The organism is Streptomyces cavernae, assembly GCF_004023625.1.
Lineage (GTDB): Bacteria > Actinomycetota > Actinomycetes > Streptomycetales > Streptomycetaceae > Streptomyces > Streptomyces cavernae.
This window is the reverse complement of the sequence record NZ_RPDJ01000002.1, coordinates 449,490-470,159: the sequence shown is the minus strand read 5'-3', so window position 1 is coordinate 470,159 and position 20,670 is coordinate 449,490. Positions and strand designations below refer to the sequence as shown.

Below are 20,670 nucleotides of genomic sequence, written 5' to 3'. Positions count from 1 at the left end.
CGTATTTTCAACCGGCACAACGGATCGTCCAACGCATCCGAGGCGCCCCCACCGCCCCGACGTGCGCTTTCCCCGGCCTCCTTGCCGAACCCGCGTGTTCGTTCAACGTCCGCGCGCTCCTGTTCAAGCCAACTCGGTGGGTCCGGGTGCACTGTCCTGGCCATCAGTGGGCGCTCGTAGGGCCCGCAGCTTCCGTTGGATGGGAGACGCACCCGTGACAGCCAAGGATCAATCACCCGGCGCAGGCCAGAGCAACTGGGTCGCCCTGGATGCGGGCGGCACGATGACCGATGCGGTCATCGTCGGCGGTGACGGCCAGTTCCTGGTCGGCAAACACTTGACCAACAAGCAGGACGAATCGGTCAGTTTCATCGGGTCGATCGCCGATGCGGCGAAGACCGACGGCAGGCAGTTGTCGGAGGTGATGCCGCACAGCGAGGTCATCGTCTACGCCGGCACCATCATGCTGAACACGCTGCTCAGCAAGACCGGTTCGACGGTGGGGCTGCTGCTGACGCAGGGCTTCGAGGACTACCTGCTGATGGAGAAGGCCGAGGGCGGCTGGCTGGGCTACCCCTACGCCGACCGGCTGCACACCGTGACCCATCACCACGACGATCCGGTGATCCCCCGGGAACGGGTGCGCGGCGCCCAGGAACGCATCGACCTGTTCGGCCAGGTCACCGTCCCGCTGCGGGAGGAGGACGTGCGGGCCGCCGCGCGCGATCTGGTGGCGGCCGGGGTCGAGTCGATTGGCGTGATGTTCCTGTTCTCGCACATGAATCCCGCACACGAGCAGCGGGCGGCGGAGATCATCGCCGAGGAGGCGCCCGGCGTCTCGGTCGTGCTGTCCTCGGCGATCGCGCCGACCCACAAGGAGTACACGCGCCTGGCCAGTGTCGTCGCGCAGTCCTACGCCGGGGAGCGGGCACGGCGGCACTTCAAGTCCGTGGAGGAGAAGGCACGTACGGACGGTTTCCAGCGGGAGGTCTCCACGCTGCTCGCGCACGGCGGCACCGTGCCGGTGGACACCCCGCGGCTGTACGAGTCGTATGTGTCGGGTCCGGTGGGCGGGGTGCTGGGCGGGCACTACGTCGGCGAGATCCTCGGTTCGCACAACGTGGTGTGCTGCGACGTCGGCGGCACCAGCTTCGACGTCGGCATCGTCCGCGACGGCACCATCCCGATCACCCGGGAACCCACCCTGCTGAGCTTCCGCACCAACATCCCGATGATCCACACCGAGTCCATCGGTGCCGGGATGGGCTCGGAGCTGGGCATCCATCCGCTCACCGGGAAGCTCACCATCGGGCCCCGGAGCGCGGGGTCGGACGTCGGCGCCTGCCTGAACTGGCCGAACCCGACCATCACCGACTGCCACCTGCTTCTCGGGTATCTGGACCCGAACAACTTCCTCGGCGGTGACGTACCGCTGGACAAGGACGCGGCGCAGGCGGCACTCGAGCCGATGGCGAAGCACTTCAAGGTCGGCGTCATGGAGTTCTGCGAGCGGGCGCACCAGCTGGTCACCGAGTCCATGCGGGAGTTCCTGGCGAACATGCTGCGCGGGCGTGGGTACACCACGCAGGAGTACTCGCTGCTGATGTACGGCGGCGGCGGGCCGCTGGGCCTGTCCGGAGTGGTCGACGGACTGGACTTCAAGGAGATCATCACCTTCCCCTTCGCCGCGGTCTTCTCGGCGTTCGGCGTGCTGTGCGCGCCGCGGCGCTACCGCTACCACCAGGCCACCATCGCGGCCTGTCCGCCCGGGGACGACGCTCCCGCCCGTGCGGTCAAGGGCGCGGCGATCGAGGCGATCAACGCGGCCTGGGCTTCGCTGGAGGAGCGCGCGCGTCAGGATTTCGCCGTCCACGGCTGGGACTTCGGCGCGGCCCAGCTGAACCGCTCGGCCTATGTGCGGTTCACCAACCAGCTGTCCGACTTCGAGGTCCCCTGGGACGGTGAGCGGCTGAAGTCGGTCGACGACCTCCACGAGCTGATGCGCGGCTACGAGCGCGTCTACACCAGCATCTACCCGAAGCAGGCGCTGTACTCCGAAGTCGGCTACCAGATCCTGGAGTTGGCGCTCTCCGCGGACCTGCACACACCCAAGCCCGCCATTCCTGTGCTCGACCTGCACGGCAGGACCCCGCCCTCGTCGGCGCTCAAGGGAACCCGCCCCGGCCACTTCAGGGGCAAGGACATCACCTTCCAGGTCTACGAGATGGACGAGCTGCAGGCCGGCAACGTCGTGGGCGGCCCGGCGGTGATCGAGCACCCGGCGACCACGCTGCTCATACCCCCCACCCACCACGTCGAGTTCGACAGCCGCCGCCTCATCCACTACCGCGCCGGTCAGGCCTGACTTCACCGAGGAGACCAACCATGGCCACGGAAAAGCCGACGCTGCTCGAGCAACTGCGACGCAGCGAGCAGCTCTTCGAAGAGACCGGTCACTACCAGGGGCTGACCGAACTGCCCCGACTCGAGGCCGACCCGCTGCAGTTCGAGTCGTTCCACTCCCGGCTGCTGTCGACCATCATCTCGACGCGCGAGACGATGAAGTACATCGCCTCCTCCCCCGCGGTCCGGGACTTCGAGGAGTTCGTGATCGGGCTCTACACCCCGGAAGGCGACGCCATCGCCCTGTCCAGCGGGATCATGGTGCACGTCCACACCCTGTCCGAGTTCATCAAGTTCATGATCAGGAACGGGTACGAGGACAACCCGAGGATCAGGCCCGGGGACATCTTCGAGAACAACGAGGTGTGGGCCGGCGGTGTGCACACACCGGACGTCATGACGGTCATCCCGGTCTTCCACGGCGACGAACTCATCGCCTGGGTCGGCGCGGTGGCCCACGAGCTGGAGGCCGGAACCTACGAGGGGCCGGGCATGTCGGTGCTCACCCCGGACCGCTACGGCGAGGGACTGCACATCAGCGCGGAGAAGGTCGGCGAGGACGACCACTTCCGCCATGACTACATGCTCCGGCTGCGCATGGGCCTCAGGAACGCCAACTGGTGGATTCTCGACGACAAGGCGAAGCTGTCGGGCTGTCTGATGGTCCGTGAGGCGCTCACCGCGATCATCGACGAGTTCGGGCTGGACTACTACCAGCAGGCCACGAAGGAGCTGATCGAGGAAGGCCGCCGGGAGTTCCTCAAGCGGGTCCGCACGACGATGGTGCCGGGCATCTACCGCGGGCTGACCATGCCGGTGCACAAGCGCAGCCACGTGCCGTTCGTGCACCCGCTGGCCAAGAACGACTTCATCGACCTCGTACGCCAGGAGATGACGATCACCGGTGAGGGCCGGATAGAACTCGACTACGAGGGCTCGACCGGCTGGAGCTTCCACCCGTTCAACTGCGCCCCGGGGCCGATGAACGGCGGCTTCTGGATCACCCTGACCCAACTCCTCAACTACGACGGCCGGGTCAACGACGGCGCGTACCTGGCGGTGAAGCAGTACCTGCCCGAGGGATCGATCGTGAACGCCAACTACCAAGGTGTGGCTACCTCGTTGGCCTGGTGGACCCTCATCCCGATCTTCGCCAACGTGTGGCGGCTGATGGGCATCAGCTGGTACGCGAGGGGATTCACCGAGGAGATCCTGATGTCGACCCCGACCTGCATGGTGGGGGTCACCGGTTTCGACCAGTTCGGCGGACCGACCGGCTACAACAACTTCGAGATGGCGGGCGAGAGCTTCGGCGCCCGCGGTGTCGCCGACGGCATGGACTGCGGCAGCCCGATCTGGAACTCCGAAGGCATCCAGGGCGACGCCGAGGTCTGGGAGCTGACCGGCCCCAATGTCTACCTGGGCCGCAGCTTCGTCCCCGACCACCAGGGCTACGGCCGGTTCCGCGGCGGGTCCGGCTGGCAGTCGCTGTGGATGGTCCGCAATTCCGACGTGGTCAACGTGACCCTGTCCGGGTCCGGGTGCATGAACGGCGGCGTGTTCCACAAGGGACTCTTCGGCGGCTACCCGCCTGCGGGCTGGAAGTGCCTGTGGGCCACCGGAACCAACGTCTCCGACCTCATCGCCCGCGGCGAGAAGCTGCCGTCCAGTCTCGAGGAGGCCGAGCGCATGCTGCTGGACGGCACGATCACCGCCGAGGACTGGTACTGCGGTCCGGACAACCAGTGGTCACCGAACCTGCGGGAGGGCGACCTGTTCGGGGTGCTGTACTACGGCGGCGCGGGCTACGGCGACCCGCTGGAGCGCGAACTCCCCGCCATCGACAAGGACCTCGCCAACGGGCTGATGACCACCGAGGGCGCGCGGGCCGCGTACGGCTACGCCGGCTCCGACGCGGAGACCGACGCCGAACGCGACCGGCGGCGGCAGGCGCGGTTGGCGCAGTCCGTGCCCGCCGCCGAGTGGTGGGAGGCCGAACGCGCCCGCGCCGCCGCCGGCGAGGTCTCCGACATGGTTCACCACGCCTTCGCCCGCTCGGCGAAGCTGTCCGACGCCCTCCCCACCCAGTACAAGGCGTTCTGGCAGCTCGACACCTTTCCCTACACCGAGACCGGCGAGCCGAACTTCTCCGCTCCCGCACCCGTCGGCTTCACCTACCCGAGCTCGTCCAGCCGCCCGCGGCCGGACCTCGCCTCCTGAAGGAACAACCATGACTGACGACGACCGTTCCCGAACCTCCAGCCAGGAGACAACGACCGCCCTGGTGGGGCGCAAGCTGTCCTGGGAGGAACTGCTCGGCCTCATGCGGGCTCCGAAGGAGGAGTCCCGCTTCGCCGAAACCCTCGTCGCGATGCAGCAACTCGTCGACTGGGAGGAGCAGATCCTGCTCCCTCTCGGGGAGAACCTGTTCATCGTCGCCAAGGACGGCAAGGCCATCGTCAAGACGAGAGCGGGCGCCGAACTCGGCCCCTGGAACGGAAACTGGAAGATGCACTGCCGGGTGATCGTCCGGCGCAGCCGTGAGGACTTCCTCGAGGTCTACCCCGAGGAACATCTCACCATCGATCCCGGCCTCGTCGAGATCCGCGAGTTCCTCTGCCCGGTCAGTGGCACGCTTCTCGACGTCGACTGCGTCCCCCCGACCTTTCCGGTGGAGGTCGACTTCACACCCGACCTGGCCACGTTCTACACCGAGTGGCTCGGCCGCGACCTGCCCGTGAGCCTTTAGGACCAAGGCCGGCGGGGTCGTTTCCTCCTCACCTCCCCGCCGGCCGTCCCCCGTGGAAGGCGACGATGAAGACACCCGACACCGACCTCCTGTGGAGCCCGGATCCCGCAACCGCCGCCCGCTCCAACATCTCCGGCTTCATCCGATGGCTCGGGGACACGCGCGGCCTGTCGTTCCCCGACTACGCCGCCCTGTGGCGGTGGAGCACGACGGACCTGCCCGCCTTCTGGTCCGCCGTCTGGCAGTACTACGGACTCGACGAGGTCAGCACGTACGACCAGGTACTGGCCGACCCGGCGATGCCCGGAGCCCGGTGGTTCACCGGAGCCCGGGTCAACTTCGCCGAGCGATGCCTCGCGCATCCCTCGGCACAACCACCGGCGACCCGCCCGGCACTGGTCAGCGTGTCCGAGGGCGGCGCGCCCGTCGAGACCTCGTGGTCCGAACTGCGCTGTCAGGCCGCCGCGTTCAGTGCCACCCTGCGCGATCTCGGTGTCGGGCCCGGCGACTGCGTCGCGGGATATCTGCCCAACATCTCCGAGACCGTCGTCGCCCTGCTCGCCACCGCGGCGGTGGGTGCCGTCTGGACCGTGTGTTCTCCGGACTTCGGCACCCCCAGTGTGCTGGCCCGGCTCCGGCAGGCGCGGCCGGCGGTCCTGGTCGCCGCGGACGGTTACCGGCACGGCGGCAGGCAGCACGACCGCCGCGAGGAGATCGCCGACATCGTCGACGGTCTGCCCACGCTCCGGCACCTCGTCACCGTGAGCCGACTGCGTCCGGGAGGTTCGGTCACCTGGTCGCGACGCGAGGACGTGACCGAGCATGAGTGGGCCGCCTCGGCCACCGCGGACGCCCGCCTGGAGTTCGCCGACGTGCCGTTCGACCACCCCCTGTGGATCCTGTGGTCTTCGGGAACCACCGGCGTCCCGAAAGGCATCGTGCACAGCCACGGTGGGATCGTCGTGGAACTTCTCAAGGCTCTCGGCCTCGGCGCCGACCTGCGCCCCGACGACCGCTACCTCTTCATCACCTCCACCAGTTGGATGGTGTGGAACTTCCTCGTCGCGGGACTCCTCCACGGGTCCACGGTCGTGCTCTACGACGGCAGCCCGGCCTTCCCCGACGCCAACGGCGCATGGCGGGTCGCCCAGCGCACCGGCGCGACGATGGTCGGCGTCGGCGCGGGCTACCTGGTCGCGGACGAGAAGGCCGGCGCCCGTCCCGGCGCGGACCTCGGCCTCGGCGCGATCCGGTCGGTCCTGCAGACGGGCTCCAGCCTCCCGCCGTCCACCTGGCGCTGGGCCCGCCACCCGGTGCGCACCTGCAGAACGGGAGTGAAACAACTGCGTCATCTGCTGGTCGGCGCCATGGATCTCAGCTTCGAGAATCTCCTCATCCCCAGCTCGTCCGGACAGCGCCTGATCGCCTACACGGCCGAGCCCGGCTCACCCTCCGAAGCGGCTCTGCGCCTGCTGGGCAGCGTTACCGCACCGGAGGCCGAGGGCACCTCCGCGACGGTGTGACATCTGCGCCGAACGGCCGGGAGCGGCACTGCACGGTCGCCTTACTTCTCTCCCGGGCCGGCCCGGCACTTCCGTCAGCTCCGTGTCACACGCGTGCCCACCGCTCAGGCCGCCAGCCGTTCCGCGGACCGATCGTGACGGGTCGTATGACGGCGATGGTCCCGCGAGTACTCGTCACGCCGACGGAGCATGACGATGAACATGCACGGGAGCATGATGATGTGCCCTGCGAACAGCATCGTCCCGCCGGATATCAGGCCTGCCCAGTAGGGGCCGAACAGGACGACGAAGGGCAGGTACATCGCAACGGCCATCTCGCCGATACTCGCCCAACCGTGACCGCGATGACGCATCCACACCGACATGCCGATCGTCATGTTCGTAGCCATCACGAGGGCGACCAGCTCGGCGTAGTTACGGGCGTCGGAGGGCCCGAGAAGCGAGAGGGCCAGCCTCCACACGGGTCCCAGGACGACCATGCCCAGCAGCATCGCCGCCACCATCTCGAAGTAGTGCCGAGCGAAATGACGCCAGGAGGTGTCGTGAGCAGGCGTGGCTACTCCACTGATCCCGTTCATGATCGCACCCCCATTCGGTGGTGAATCAGGAATCCTGCGTTCACATTCATCGCACGCTCGGTCGACCGGCACGAGAAAGGGCCGGATGGTCCATTGCGTGGGCCCATTGGTCCCGCATGGCGACGGTGACGGCGGTCCAGGTCGTGACGGGGCGCGGCTCAGCGCCAGGTGCGTGAAGGCCTGGGGGAAGTGCCGAGTTGCTCGCCCGTCGGGCCGATCCGTCAGCGCGGGGCGATGTCGTGGAAATGCCCGCGAGGATCAGCGCCCCGGCCGGCGGTGTGATCATCGCCGCCATGGCGCTCATCCCCCGCGGGCTCGGGCCGGTCAGGCGTGGCCGGGTCCGGTGTGGTGGTCGTGCTTGCGCATGGGGTCTCCCCTGTCCGAGGAGCTCGGGGAAGGGGCTGAGTCTCGGTCGTCGCCGTGTTGACGGTGTCCGCCGTGCATGTCGTGGCCGTGCATGCCTTGGCCGTGCATGCCGCGCATCATGAAGAACATCATCAGCGGGCAGGCGGCGACGAGGGCCAGCCAGAGCAGGCTTTCCAGGGACGCGCCGACGATCAGGGCGCCGACGGCGACGATCGCGGCCGCGAGCGCGTACATGCCGTAGTTCCGCTTGTCGTTCATCACGGACCTCCTTCGAGAGGGGCTGTGGGCGGCCACCGGGGCGGCCGGGGTTCAGTTCTTGGTGAGAGGGCCGGAGCGCAGCGTGCTCAGGCGGCGCCGGTACTCGTCCTCGTCGATCTCCCCGCGGGCCAGCCGCTCGCGAAGGATGTCCTCGGGCGTGGGCGCTGCGGGCGTGTGGGTGTGGGTGTGCTCACGGGGGCTGTTGAGGGTCCGGAAGAGCAGCACTGCGACTGTGATGACCAGCGCCCAGAACAGGATCATGCCGGCCGACATCGCGAACCATCCCCATCCGCTGACGTCGCGGTCGTACCAGAACATCATCGCCACTCACCTGCTTCTGCTTGTCGGCGATCGGGGGCCGGACGGGCTCCCGGCGGTTTCTTGCCCTTCCCCTGCATCGTGCCTCTGTCCGGTGCCGGGGTCTGGGGCCGGATGGTCCAGGACCAGTGGGCCATTGAGCCCCTACCCGGCAGGGGTATGCAAGCTCAGGCTGGAGAGTGATCCGCAAGGGAGGCGATAAGTCATGGGTGCCGACCGAGCTCCGGCGGGCAGCACGGCTGACACGGTGGAGCACACAGCGAACACGACGGAGCATGGGCGCGGCCCCGTCTCCCAGGACGACGAAACCGTGGTCGAGGACCCGGTGTGCGGCATGCGGGTGCAGTCCGGAGCCGATGGCGGCGGCCACGGGGAAAGGCTGGGGGGAAATACCGTGACCGCCCCTCCGACCACCGCGGCCGCCGGCCTCGCCCAGCAGGGTGAGGCCAGAACGCCCGTGCCGCGCCTCCGTGCGCCAGCACCCACCACACGCCGGCCGCCGTGGCGCCCAGCCCGGCCAGCCCCACCCCCACCAGCGCGACGCTTCGAAGCCCGGCAGACACCAGCAGGACCAGCAGCGCCGCCGTTCCCGCCGCCATCGCCAGGCGTGCGGCCCAACGCCTGTTCACCGGCTCAGACCTCCCGCCCACTCCGCCGCCTCTCGCCCCTCCATTCCATGGGCACCACCGGCGAAGCGCATCACCCGGCGTGGGCGACCCGCCACCTCCGCCGGGCCCCCACTCACTCACCCGGCACAGGCGATGCGAGACAGCCGTGGTGGCGGCCACCGTGAACAGTGCGCGCGGCCGGGAAAGGCGCCGCGCGCGAAGGGAGAAGTCCGATGGCCCCGTCCGGATCTTCCGCTTCCCAGGGCCCTGACCGGCCAGAAGAGAAGCCCGCGCTGAGCGCCGCCGAGCGCGCGGACTACGACAGGCTGCGGAAGGCCGCCGCCGTCCGCCACCGGCGCCTGCGCTACACGGGGGCCTCCGTCCTGCTGCTGCTGGCCTTCCTGCTCGCCCCGCTCGCGGTCGTCGCCACCTGGGTGGACAGCGAGGTGTCCGACACCGACCGGTACGTGCAGACCGTGCAACCGATCGCCTCGGAACCCTCCGTGCAGGACGTGGTGACCGACCGGCTGACCAACCGTGTGGTGAGCAATGTCGACGTCGACGCGTTCACCGACTACCTCGCCGACGCGCTCCAGCAGGCCGGCGCGCCTCCCCCGGTGGTGGAACGCGCCCCGGCACTGGCCGGACCGCTCAAGAGCGCGCTCACCAACGCCGTGAGCGCCGTGGTCTCGAGGGTGGTGACCAGCGACGAGTTCGCCCAGGCGTGGGAGGAGGCCAACCGCCGCGCCCACGCCGCCGTGGTGAAGGTCCTCACCGACCAGGGGAGCAGCGCGGTGCAGGCGCGGGGGAACACCATCGTGCTGGACATCGGCACCGTCGTCGACAACGTGAAGCAACGCCTGGTGGACGCCGGATTCGAAAAGGCGGCGAACATCCCCGAGGTCGACCAGACCGTTCCACTGCTGAAGACCGACAAGCTCCAGGAGGCGCAGGGCTGGATGCGCGTGCTCGACATCGTCGGTACGTGGCTGCCCGTGGTCGTCCTCGCGCTGGCCGCACTCGCCATCTGGGCGGCGCCCGCTCACCGGGTGGCCCTGATGAGCGCCGCGATCGGCATCGGCGTCATGATGATCGTGCTGCTCATAGGTCTGGCGGTCATGCGCCGGGTGTATCTGGACTCCGTTCCGCCGACGACACTGCCGGAGGACGCGGCCGCCGACATCTTCGACACGTTCGTCCGCTTCCTGCGCCAGAGTGCCCGAACCTTTCTCGTCATCGCGGTGATCACCGCGCTCGCGGCCTATCTGTACGGGCGGGGCCGGGGTGCCCGCGCGGTGCGCTCCGGCGCCGCCCGGAGCACCGGGGCCGCGGGCCGTGCCCTGGCCCGCTCCGGCCTGCGCACCGGCAGCACGGGCCACTGGCTGGACACCCACCGCGGCTGGACCACCGGCGTCGTCATCGCCGCGGGCGCGCTCGCCCTGGCGCTGTGGAACTACCCGACCCCGGCATCCGTGGCGCTCGTCCTGGGCATCGTGGTGCTCGTCCTGGCGATCCTCGGCGTTCTCGCCGCAGCGGCCGACCGTGCGGGCCCGGACGGACACGGCACGGCAACCGGCACCGCGAAACCCCTCGACAGGTGACGGCGGCAGCGCACCGCGCCGGCCGCCCCCGGACGGGCGGCGTGCGCGTGGCGGCCTGGTGGTGGCTCCGGGCGGCTGGTGGCCGCGTCGCGCTGGTACGCCCGGCTGACCGACCGCCCGCGCGAGCGGAAATCACCCGCCACAGGCGATGCCTCTCCACGAGGTGACGGGCTTGGCTGAACTGTGCGGCGGCAGCGGCGAACGGCTACCGCGTCGGCGACCCCGGAGGCCAGGCGGCAGCGGCGCATGATCGGACACCGCCGCGAGGCGGCACGGATCGGAAATGGGAGAAGGCAATGGACAGCTCCGTGTACATGGCGTACGACTATCCGCTGCTGGGCGCGTTCTGGACCATGATGTGGGTCTTCCTGTGGGTCCTGTGGTTCGTCCTGCTCTTCCGCGTCATCACCGACATCTTCCGCGACGACACCATGAGCGGGTGGGCCAAGGCCGGATGGCTCGTCTTCGCGGTCGTTCTCCCCTTCCTCGGCGTCTTCGTCTACGTCCTCGCCCGCGGCAAGGGCATGGGCATGCGCGAGAGGGAGCAGGCCCGGGCCCGGCAGCAGGCGCTCGACACCTACATCCGTGAGACCGCCGGGGGCCCGGGACGCCCCAGCGAGATCGAGGAACTCGCGAAACTCTCGGACATCCGCGCCAGGGGCGACATCTCCGACGAGGAGTTCCGCCGGGCAAAGGAAAAGATCCTGCACTGACCCGTCAAAGGGGCGTCGTTCACCCGCACGGGCCGGGGCGGGAAGACAATCTGTCTTCCCGCCCCGGCGGAGTCGCGGACCGAAGTTCCGACGAAGCCCGCTCGTCCTTGGTGGTGGACGGTCAGGCGGTGTGCAGCCTCAGACCGTAGCGGTTGAGTATCTCGTTGACGGGCTGGTACCAGGTCTCGCCCCCGGAGCTGCAGTTGCCCCAGCCGCCGGAGGTGACGCCCTGTGCCTGGTCGCCGCTGAGGAAGGAGCCGCCCGAGTCACCGCCCTCGGCGCAGACGCTCGTCTTCGTCATCTGGTGGACGGCGCCCTCGCTGTAGTTGACCGTCTCGTTCTTGGCCAGGACGGTGCCGCAGCGCCAGTGTGTGGTCGAGCCGGAGCGGCATATGGAGGAACCCACGGGGGCTTCGGCGGAGCCGCGGACGAGCTGGTCGGGGATCGCGCCCCAGCCCAGCACCACCGGTACGGTCCACCAGCCGCTGCCGACGTTCACCCAGGCGTAGTCGTTGTCCGGGAACGACGAGCCCTGGAAGTTGCCGATGTACGAGCGGTCCCAGCCGTACACCGCGTCACCGGCCCGGCCGCAGTGCCCCGCGGTGACGAAGCCGCCGTGCACCGAGAAGCCGATGGAGCAGCGGAAGTTGCCGGTGTAATAGGGGTCGCCGCCCACGGTCCCGGCGGCGAAGGTCTGGGGTGCCTCGCTCGTCTGCCTCACCGTCACGGGGCCCGTCTCACGGGCTCGGTCCAGGAAGGTCTGGACATCGTTGTCATACTGCCGGGCCGTGACGACGTTCACGACGACCCTGTTGGCCTTGGGGTCGACGTACCAGCTGCTGACGCCGGTGGGTGCGGACAGTGCGTCGATGCGCGCCTTCGCCGCGTCGAGCTGCCGCGCGCTGTGCTTTACGACGCGCACGGTCGCGCCGGTCGCGCGGACGGCCTCGGCGTTCGCGCTCCGGGTGACGGCGACGGTCAGCTTCCCGCTGCCGGCGTCGAACCACGAGCCGCCGTACGACGCCCCGGCGGCACGCTTCGCCTTCCGTTCCACGGCTGTCGCCGTCTTCTCCGCGGCCAGGCGCGCCTCGGCCTGACTCCTGGTCAGGCCCATATCGCGTTGCATGGCGGAGAGGAGTCCGGGGGAGGCCGGCGCCGTTGCCGGGCGTGTGGGGGGTTCCGCGGCGGAGGCGGGCAGTGCGCTCGCGGTGGCCCAGGTGCCGAGTAAGAGGATTGCGGACAGCGCGGTGCGCATGGCTGTCGTGCGTCTCAAGGGAGTGCCCCTTCGTTGTTCCAGCAAGGTGGGGGTGGAACAGCAGATCTCCGAGAGCGCTCTCGCTACATGCGCGGCAGAGCTTAGCCATGGATTCCGTGAAGGTCCATACCAATAACAGGACATGCTGCAGCCGTGACAGCGCTGCTCCGCAACTACGGGCCTGACACCAGCCGTTCGCCTCCACCGAGTGAAGCGATGGACGCGAGCGACTCTCTGACCTGACATCACCCGCGTGGTGACAGGCCTCCGATGAGGGTCAGACCGTTGTGAGCCGACGTCAGGCGGCCGTCGCCGATCACGGCCCGGTCCCTCATCCGGCAGCGTCCGGAAGAACGTCAGGGCAGGGTCAGGATGCGGGGGCCCTCGTCGGTGATGGCGACGGTGTGCTCGATGTGGGCGGCCCTGCTGCCGTCGGTGGTGCGCAGGGTCCAGCCGTCGGTATCGGTGCGGTAGGTGTTCCGCCCGCCGGCCATGAACATGGGCTCGAGGGCGAGGACCAGGCCGTGACGGATGGGGAAGCCACGGCCGGGGCGACCGCGGTTGGGGACATGAGGGTCTTCGTGCATGCGCCGCCCGATGCCGTGGCCGCCGAAGTCGGCGGGCATGCCGCAGCCCGCCTTGCGGGCGACGGTGTCGATGGCGTGGGAGATGTCGCCGAGGCGGCTGCCGACCTGAGCAGCGGCTATGCCTGCGTCTAGGGCCTGTTGGGTGGCGTCGATCAGGTCGAGGTCCATGGGGCGCGGAGTTCCGACGGTGAAGGTGATGGCCGCGTCACCGGCCCAGCCGTCGAGCTGGGCGCCGCAGTCGATGCTCACCAGGTCGCCGTCCCGCAGCCGGTAGCCGGTGGGGATGCCGTGCGACACGGCGTCGTTGACAGAGGTGCAGATGACGGCCGGGAAGGGGACCGGGGCGAAGGACGGCCGGTAGCCGAGGAACGGGGAACCGGCCCCCGCCTCGGCCAGGACCATGCGGGCCACCTCGTCGAGTTCCCGCAAGGACACCCCGACGCCGGCTGCTTCTTGCACCGCGGCCAGGGCGCGGGCAACCACGCGCCCGGCTTCCCGCATCGCGTCCATCGCGGCATCGGTCTTGATCTCCACCATCTGTTCGACTCCCGGCAGCACGTCGACCCAATACTTATACCGGTATTAGTATCACGGTCATAGTGAGGACTCCTTTGAGACCGTGGGAACGGGAACGCGGCGAGCGGTTCGGCGCACTGCCGCGTCGAGCACGCGGCAGCCGCAGCATGGCGGAGGTGGCGGCCGCGGCGGGGTCTCCGCGGAGACCCTGCGCAAGATCGAAAGCGGCCGGGCCCCGACCCCCGCCTTCTTCACCTGGCCGACTCCCTGATCAAACCCATCGCGTTCGCCCCGGCCGTCGGCGTGGCCATCGACGCCTTCGCCGTCCGTATGACGCTCGTACCCGCGGTGCTCGCCCTCGCCGGGCGGCGCGCCTGGTGGCTGCCGACCTGACTGGACAGGATCCTGCCCGACCTCGACGTCGAAGGGACCAGCCTCCAGAAGGCTCCAGCGGCAGACCGGAAAGAACCCCAGCCCCTCCCCCAACTCTGGTGAGTCCAGCGGGTGGCCTCGCGGTGTCGCCCGTGTCGCAAGCCCACCCACCCGAGCGGCGCCGCGGCCGCCCGCATCCGCGACTCCGCCCTGTCGGGTGGGTGTACGCCGCCGCTTCCACCGCTCCCTCGGCCGGGAACCCACTGCTCCCGCATGCCCTGAGCGTTCGGCCCGGCCTGCCCTTCGGCCCCGGCGCCGAACGCTCAGGGCTACGCGGCGGTCCCGGGAATCGGCACGCCGCGCCCGCGGCACAGCTCGGGCAGCAGGTGCTCCAGGTGGCCGACCTCCTCGATGTTGTGAACGATCCAGGCCTGCGCCATCCGGTCGGGGAACCGGCGGGCGAGCAGCCGGTTCACCGGGGTCAGCAGTGGTGACCGGGCACCGATGTCCATCACGCTGACGTAGTGCGTGCGGTCGCCGCAGTGCGACCAGGTGTGCTCCAACTGCAGGACGGGAACGCCGCATACGCGGCGGACCAGCCGGATGCCGGTCTCGTCGAGCTTCTCCACGGTCTCGGTGGTGTCCACGTAGAACTCGGGCCGACGACCGAAGGCCTCGACGATGCGGAATCGGGCGCCCTCGCCGGCGCCGCCTCCGGGGGCGGGGCGAGCCAGCTCCCAGTGGATGTGGTCCAGCGGGTGCCAGGCGAGGTATCCGGACATGGACTCGTCGGCGTAGATGACCGGGTCGCCGATGTGGCGGAACCACCAGTGCACCATCGCCGGCGTGATGCCGGGCAGCGGCTGATGGTCGATGGTGATGCGGCGGCGGTGTCCGGGCAGGTGCTGCACGCGGGTGCGGGCCGTGCTCGGGCTCCGGAGGGGGTGCTGGAGCGGCCGGGCGGTTGGCAGGCTCAAGCGGACCATCGCGACTCCTTAGGATACGGACCCGTGTCTTATGGAGACGGTATCGATGGCCGCGAAGATACGCAACCGTGTCTTGTAGTCTGACCTCATGACACCGCGAAAAAGATCAACCGCGGAGGCCGCCGCGCGTGTGAAGCCGGCCGCCGACGCCGACCGGGCGGCGAGTGCACAGGCAGCCGGCAACGCGGACCGGGCAGGGCGAGCGAAGGCGGCCGGCACCCCGCGTCGGGCGACCCGCCGTCGCGGCGCCGAGCTGGAGTCGGCCATCCACGCCGCGGTGCTGGAACTGCTGGAGGAACAGGGCATCGCCGGGGTGACGATGGAGGCGGTCGCCGCCCGCGCGGAGACCAGCAAGCCGGTCCTCTACCGTCGATGGAACGGGCGGGCGGCACTGCTGCGCGACACCCTCGTCCCGCTGGCCATGTCCGCGATCCCGCACGAGGACACCGGCAGCTACCGGGAGGACATGCTGGCCATCCTGCACGGCTGGGCGGCGTTCTTCGCCAGCCCGGTCGGCATGATCGCCCCGGCCGTCGTCGGGGCGATGCCGCACGACGCGGAGCTGGCCGAGGCGTTCCGCGACGGCGTCATCAAGTGGCGCAAGGAGGCGATGACCGAGGTGCTCGACCGGGGCATCGCCCGCGGTGAGGTACGCCCGGACGTACCGACCGAGGTCGCCCGTGAGCTGGGGCAGGCGATCCTGTGGCACCGGTTCCTGGTCACCGGCGACCCGATCACCCCCGAACTGATCGAGCACATCGTGGACCACCTGCTGATCCCGTACGTCTCGACCGCCGGTGAGGCAGGCCACGGGTAAGGGGTGCACGGCTCACGGGATGGCGCGGTCACCGTCCGCCGCGTGAGGGCTCAGGTCGCCGCCCGTCGTGCGCGCACGCGTCCGGCCATGGTTCCCTTCGGTTCTCCGGCGGGGGTGTATGAAATGGCGCCCACAGATCGGATCTCTGAAGGGACGTCAGGGCATGGTGCCGGATCGCGCGCCGGAGGAGAAGGGTGCTGACTCGCCTTGCTGGAGTGGCTCGTTCCACTGGCCGCATCCAGGGCGCAGGTTGTTCGAGGTGATGATGTCGGGCCTCTTGGCGCCCCGTCAGCTGTTGGGTACTGTGCGGGCTTGTTGAGTCTGGAGTGATTTCGTGCCCCCAGAAGGGTGGAACCCCGGATGCCCCCACTCCGCCGAATCATACGAGGACTCCGAGCGCTGGCCGTGCCGGCCCTGGCCGCAGCGTTGGTGGCCCCCCTTCCGCCGTCCGCTGCCGCCGACGCCCCCACTCGCCCATCGGATGTATACACCCTGCTGGAGGACCCGGAGGCGACCGCGGTCGGGCAGGAGCCGGCGCATGCCGAGTTGACTCCGTACGCCGATGCCCGGAGCGCGCTCGCGGGCGAGGCCGGAGAGCCGGACAGCCCGTGGACCAGGTCGCTTGACGGCACCTGGAAACTCAACATGTCGGACCATCCCGAGGACGTACCGAAGGACTTCTTCACGGAGGGGTACGACACCGGCGGGAGCGACTGGCGCAGCGTGCGTGTCCCGCACACCTGGCAGACGGACGGTCTCGACCACCCGATGTTCCGCAACATCCCCACCGAGATGTACCCGGACGACCCGCCGAAGGTGCCGCGCGACGTCAACCCCACCGGGGCGTACGTGCGCACCTTCGAGCTGCCGCGGAGCTGGCAGGAGCGTGAGACCTTCCTCCGCTTCGAGGGCGTGACCAGCGGCTATCTCGTCTGGGTCAACGGCTCGTACGTGGGCTACGACCAAGGCGGCTACACCCCGGCCGAGTTCGACATCAGCGAGAAGCTGCACCCGGGGAAGAACACCATTGCCGTCCAGGTCCACCGCTGGGGTTCGGGAGCCCACCTGGAGGACTACGACCAGTGGCGGTTCGCCGGCATCTTCCGCTCGGTCGACCTGTATTCGACACCCAGGACCTACCTCCAGGACGTCACCATCCGCACCGACCTGGACGCCGAGTACCGCGACGCCCGGCTCACCGCGGACGTGGAGGTCGCCGCCAAGGGTGCCCCCGGGAGCGGCCCGAGGAAGGTCACCGGCACCCTGTACGACCAGCACGGACGCAAGGTGACAACGATGTCCGGCACCGTGGACCCGCAGGACGGGGCCGCGTCCACCACCCTCGAGGCGGAGGTCAGCAACCCCGCCAAGTGGACCGACGAGACCCCCGCCCTCTACACGCTCCTCGTCCAACTCGCCGGGCCCGACGGCAGAGTCACCCACACCACCACCCAGCCCGTCGGCTTCCGGGACATCGAGATCAAGGACAGACAACTCCTCGTCAACGGCAAGCGCATCCTGGTCAAGGGCACCAACCGCGCCGAGACCGACCCGAGGACCGGCCGCTACGCCACCCGTGAGCGCACCGCATCCGACGTCTCCCTGATGAAGCGGCTCAACATCAACGCGGTACGCACCTCGCACTACCCGTCGGACCCGTACTTCTACGATCAGGCCGACACCCGGGGGCTGTGGATCGCCGACGAGGTGGACGTCGAGACCCACCACCACGACGGCTGCCCGGACGACTGTCTGGCCGAACGGCCCGAGTGGCAGAAGGCGTTCATGGACCGCCTCACCGCGATGTACGAGCGGGACAAGAACCACCCCAGCGTGCTGATGTGGGACACGGGCAACGAGGCCGGACTCGGCAAGGCGCACTACGCGATGGCCGACTTCCTCAAGGCCAACGACCCGGACAGGCCCCTCTACCACCAGCCCAACTCCCCCGACGGCGACGCCCCGTTCGCCGACGTCTGGGGCCCCCGCTACCCCTCTCCCTCGGGCCTCGCGGACAAGGCGAAGTCCACCGTCAAACCGATCATCATGGGCGAGTACGCACACGCCATGGGCAACTCCCTCGGCAACTTCCGCGAGTTCTGGGACGTCGTCCGCAAGTACCCACAGGTGCAGGGCGGCTTCATCTGGGACTGGGCGGAGCAGAACATCACCCAGCCCCTGATCACCACCCCCGACTCCTCCGGCAACAACATCCTGTCGTACGTCACCGGCAAGCCCGGCCACGTGCCCGGCAAGAAGGGCAAGGCGCTCGCGCTCTCCGGCCTCGACGACTTCGTGGAGGTCTACCGCGACAGGAAACTCGACGAGGTGTCCGACGCGCTCACCCTGGACGCCTGGGTCGAACCCGCCGACTGGACGGGTGACTTCACCGTGATCGCCAAGGGCAACCACAGTTATGCCCTCAAGATGCGCGACAAGGACACCCTGGAGTTCGTCGTCTACGGGCAGGACGGCGAGTGGCACTCGGCCTCGGCCGACGTCCCCGCCGACTGGTACGGCAATTGGCACCGGATCTCCGGAACCTTCGACGGCACGCGGCTGAAGCTGTTCGTCGACGGGAAGCAGACGGCGACCACCGAGTGGACCGGTACGGTCGCCTACTCCGCCCAGCCGGTGAACATCGGCCGCGACCCGGAGACCGGCCAGGAGAACATCACCACCCGCATGGCGCACGGCACCATCGACCAGGTGCGCGTCTACCACAAGGCGCTCTCCCCGCAGCGGCTCGACGCCGATCCCGCCTCCGGCGCCGTCCTGGCCCTCGACTTCGACACGCTCAAGAAGCGAGGCGAGTACGACTCCTACGGCGCGGGCACCGGCGGCGTGGACGGAGTGGTGTCCGCCGACCGCACCGCGCAGCCCGAGGCCCGCGCCCTGGCCGCCGTCCACGCACCCATCCGGATCAGCGACGCGGACGCCGGTGCCGGGAAGGTCACGGTGCTCAACGAGCGCTCCTTCACCGGCACCGGTGACCTACGCCTGCGGTGGAAGATCACCGAGGGCGTGAGGGTACTCGCCCAGGGCACCCGGCCGTTCTCCCTCGCCCCCGGCGCGGAGGCGGACATCCGGCTCACCACACCTCCCGCCAACCCCAGGGACGCCGACCGTCAGCTGACTGTGGAGGCCGTACAGGCGAAGGACACCGCCTGGGCCAGGGCCGGGCACACCGTCACGGTCGAGCAGTTCGGCATCGGCGGACGGCAACTCGCCGGAGTCCTCAGCCCCGAAGCGCCGGGCAGGGTAAGGGCCACCGGGACCGCGGACCGCATCACCCTCTCCGGCAAGGGCTTCGAGTACACCTTCGACCGCAGGAGCGGCGAGCTGACCTCCATGCAGGCGGGTGGGCGCGAACTGCTCAGTGGAGGACCCCGGTTGGACGTCTGGCGCGCCCCGGTCAGCAACGAGATCGGGTCCGAGGACGGATCGTGGCGCGCGGCTGGGCTCGACCGGCTGCGGACCGAGCCGGGGAAGGTCACGGTCGCCGAACGGGACGGAGCGGTCACGGTGACCGTCCCCAGCACCGTCGCCGCACCGGGAGTCAAGGATTCCTCCTTCACCCAGACCCTCCGGTACACCGTGACCGGCACCGGGGAGCTGCGCATCGACCACCGTGCCGAGGCGCGCGGCAAGGCACGCACGGTCCCGTACCTGCCGCGCATCGGCCTCTCCCTCCAACTCCCGGACCGCTACGACCAATTCACCTGGTACGGCCGAGGCCCCCAGGAGAACTACAACGACCGCGAGGACGGCTCTCCCGTCGGCGTGTACTCCACCGACGTCGACGACCAGTTCTCCGGCTACACCCGGCCCCAGGACTACGGAAACCACGAGGACGTCCGCTGGGCGTCCCTCTCCGACGGAAAGAGCGGGCTCCTGGTCTCGGGGAGCTCGGGGAGCTTCTCCGCAGGCGTCACTCCGTACCGGGACATCGACCGCGCCGCCTACCCGTTCGCCCTGCAGCGCGACCCGAAGGGCAACACGCTGAACCTGGACCACGCGGTCAGCGGAGTGAGCGAGACCTTCCACACCGTGCTGCCCGAGTACCAGGTGAAGCCCGACCAGGAGTACGCGTACACGCTGCGCCTGCGTCCGCTCACCGGTGTCGAGGCGCGCACCGGGGCCCCGCGAGGTCCCGTGGTCTGCACACCCGAGGCCAGGCTGACCGCCGACGACCTCGGCCTCGGGGCAGGGGACTCGACCCCGGGGAAGCTGACCGTCACCAACCCCTGCGACCGCCGGCTGACCGATGTCTCGCTGGCCTTCGACGCGCCGCCCGGCTGGAGCGTGGAGCCGGGCTCTTCGGAGCTCGGCGACCTGGCGGCGGGCAGGACCGCGACTGTGGACGTCGTGATCACCCGCGGGGCCGGCAGCCCGGACGGCCGGCGGACCGCCGTCGCCGCGGTCTCCGCGACCTCCACGGGTGGCGCGCGGGTGCGGGGCGAGGCGCCGCTCGTCCTCGACGGCACGCCGCCCCCGCCCCGCGGGGACGTACCCGTGTCCGAACTGGACTTCATCACGGCGGACAACGGCTGGGGACCGGTGGAACGGGACATGAGCAACGGCGAGTCGGCGCCCGGTGACGGCAAGCCCCTCACGATCGGCGGCAAGACCTACGACAAGGGGCTCGGCGTGCACGCCGACTCGACGGTCACGACCTACCTCGGCGGGGCGTGCTCGACGTTCACCGCCGAGATCGGCCTGGACGACGAGACGGATCCGAACGGAAGCGTCGCCTTCGAAGTCCTCGCGGACGGCCGGCAGGTCTACCGCAGCGAGGTCCTCACCAACGGGGACACCGCCGTGCCCGTCCGGGCGCCGGTCGGCGGCGCGGAGCGCCTCACACTGCGCGTCACCGACGGCGGCGACGGCAATGCTCACGACCACGCGGACTGGGGGGCGGCGACGGTGCGGTGCGGGACTGGCCGAGTCGGCTCATGACTGTTGTTCGGCGCGGAACCGGCCCGCATCCACGGCCGGGTCCGCGCCGACGTCATCCATG

General features: G+C 69.6%; 14 protein-coding genes and 1 pseudogene. 9 read left to right on the top strand and 6 right to left on the bottom strand.

All coding sequences use genetic code 11. The annotated features are described in order from the left end of the window. The first annotated feature begins 214 nt into the window (after positions 1 to 214). From EF387_RS14480 to EF387_RS14465, 4 genes are all read left to right on the top strand, one after another. The gene (locus EF387_RS14480; protein WP_162467138.1) at positions 215 to 2,365 is read left to right on the top strand and encodes a hydantoinase/oxoprolinase family protein; all 2,151 of its coding nucleotides are present in this window, start codon (positions 215 to 217) and stop codon (positions 2,363 to 2,365) included. A 20-nt stretch (positions 2,366 to 2,385) separates the two neighbouring features. Further along, positions 2,386 to 4,623, top strand: a complete 2,238-nt coding sequence (locus EF387_RS14475) for a hydantoinase B/oxoprolinase family protein (protein WP_128376922.1) — start codon at positions 2,386 to 2,388, stop codon at positions 4,621 to 4,623. 10 nt (positions 4,624 to 4,633) lie between these two features. Further along, a complete protein-coding gene (locus EF387_RS14470; protein WP_128376921.1) occupies positions 4,634 to 5,152 on the top strand; it encodes an acetone carboxylase subunit gamma in 519 nt (172 codons plus the stop codon). Between the two features lie 65 nt (positions 5,153 to 5,217). Beyond that, entirely contained in the window at positions 5,218 to 6,675 is a 1,458-nt protein-coding gene (locus tag EF387_RS14465; RefSeq protein ID WP_128376920.1) for an AMP-binding protein, read from the top strand. Positions 6,676 to 6,779: 104 nt separating this feature from the next. On the opposite strand, the gene EF387_RS14460 is transcribed toward EF387_RS14465, so the two are convergent. From EF387_RS14460 to EF387_RS14450, 3 genes are all read right to left on the bottom strand, one after another. Continuing rightward, positions 6,780 to 7,253 carry a hypothetical protein gene (locus EF387_RS14460; RefSeq protein WP_128376919.1) on the bottom strand — a complete coding sequence of 158 codons (474 nt, stop codon included), beginning with the start codon at positions 7,251 to 7,253 and terminating at the stop codon, positions 6,780 to 6,782. 324 nt (positions 7,254 to 7,577) lie between these two features. Beyond that, a complete protein-coding gene (locus EF387_RS14455; protein WP_202918256.1) occupies positions 7,578 to 7,877 on the bottom strand; it encodes a DUF2933 domain-containing protein in 300 nt (99 codons plus the stop codon). Between the two features lie 51 nt (positions 7,878 to 7,928). Beyond that, positions 7,929 to 8,198 carry an SHOCT domain-containing protein gene (locus EF387_RS14450; protein WP_202918255.1) on the bottom strand — a complete coding sequence of 90 codons (270 nt, stop codon included), beginning with the start codon at positions 8,196 to 8,198 and terminating at the stop codon, positions 7,929 to 7,931. 838 nt (positions 8,199 to 9,036) lie between these two features. Here EF387_RS14450 and EF387_RS14445 point away from each other — a divergent pair. Together EF387_RS14445 and EF387_RS14440 are read left to right on the top strand one after the other, a co-directional pair. Then, positions 9,037 to 10,404, top strand: coding sequence for a hypothetical protein (locus tag EF387_RS14445; RefSeq protein ID WP_128376918.1), 1,368 nt, complete (start codon positions 9,037 to 9,039; stop codon positions 10,402 to 10,404). Positions 10,405 to 10,700: 296 nt separating this feature from the next. Further along, positions 10,701 to 11,117 (top strand): SHOCT domain-containing protein, encoded by a 417-nt coding sequence (locus EF387_RS14440; protein WP_128376917.1) that lies wholly within the window; start codon positions 10,701 to 10,703, stop codon positions 11,115 to 11,117. 121 nt (positions 11,118 to 11,238) lie between these two features. Here EF387_RS14440 and EF387_RS14435 read toward each other — a convergent pair whose 3' ends face one another. Continuing rightward, the gene (locus EF387_RS14435; protein ID WP_128376973.1) at positions 11,239 to 12,372 is read right to left on the bottom strand and encodes a S1 family peptidase; all 1,134 of its coding nucleotides are present in this window, start codon (positions 12,370 to 12,372) and stop codon (positions 11,239 to 11,241) included. Between the two features lie 356 nt (positions 12,373 to 12,728). After that, positions 12,729 to 13,496 (bottom strand): type I methionyl aminopeptidase, encoded by a 768-nt coding sequence (map, locus tag EF387_RS14430; RefSeq protein ID WP_128376916.1) that lies wholly within the window; start codon positions 13,494 to 13,496, stop codon positions 12,729 to 12,731. 59 nt (positions 13,497 to 13,555) lie between these two features. Between map and EF387_RS50005 the strand changes: the two are divergent. After that, a pseudogene (locus EF387_RS50005) lies at positions 13,556 to 13,868 on the top strand (helix-turn-helix domain-containing protein). A gap of 308 nt (positions 13,869 to 14,176) precedes the next feature. Here EF387_RS50005 and EF387_RS14415 read toward each other — a convergent pair. Continuing rightward, complete coding sequence (locus EF387_RS14415; protein WP_202918253.1) at positions 14,177 to 14,824, bottom strand: hypothetical protein; 648 nt, start codon at positions 14,822 to 14,824, stop codon at positions 14,177 to 14,179. A 97-nt stretch (positions 14,825 to 14,921) separates the two neighbouring features. Between EF387_RS14415 and EF387_RS14410 the strand changes: the two genes are divergently transcribed. Both EF387_RS14410 and EF387_RS14405 read left to right on the top strand, forming a co-directional pair. Beyond that, on the top strand, positions 14,922 to 15,650 hold the full coding sequence (locus EF387_RS14410) for a TetR/AcrR family transcriptional regulator (protein WP_128376913.1): 729 nt from the start codon (positions 14,922 to 14,924) through the stop codon (positions 15,648 to 15,650). A gap of 405 nt (positions 15,651 to 16,055) precedes the next feature. Further along, the gene (locus EF387_RS14405; RefSeq protein WP_238431509.1) at positions 16,056 to 20,609 is read left to right on the top strand and encodes a glycoside hydrolase family 2 TIM barrel-domain containing protein; all 4,554 of its coding nucleotides are present in this window, start codon (positions 16,056 to 16,058) and stop codon (positions 20,607 to 20,609) included. The last annotated feature ends 61 nt before the right edge of the window (positions 20,610 to 20,670 follow it).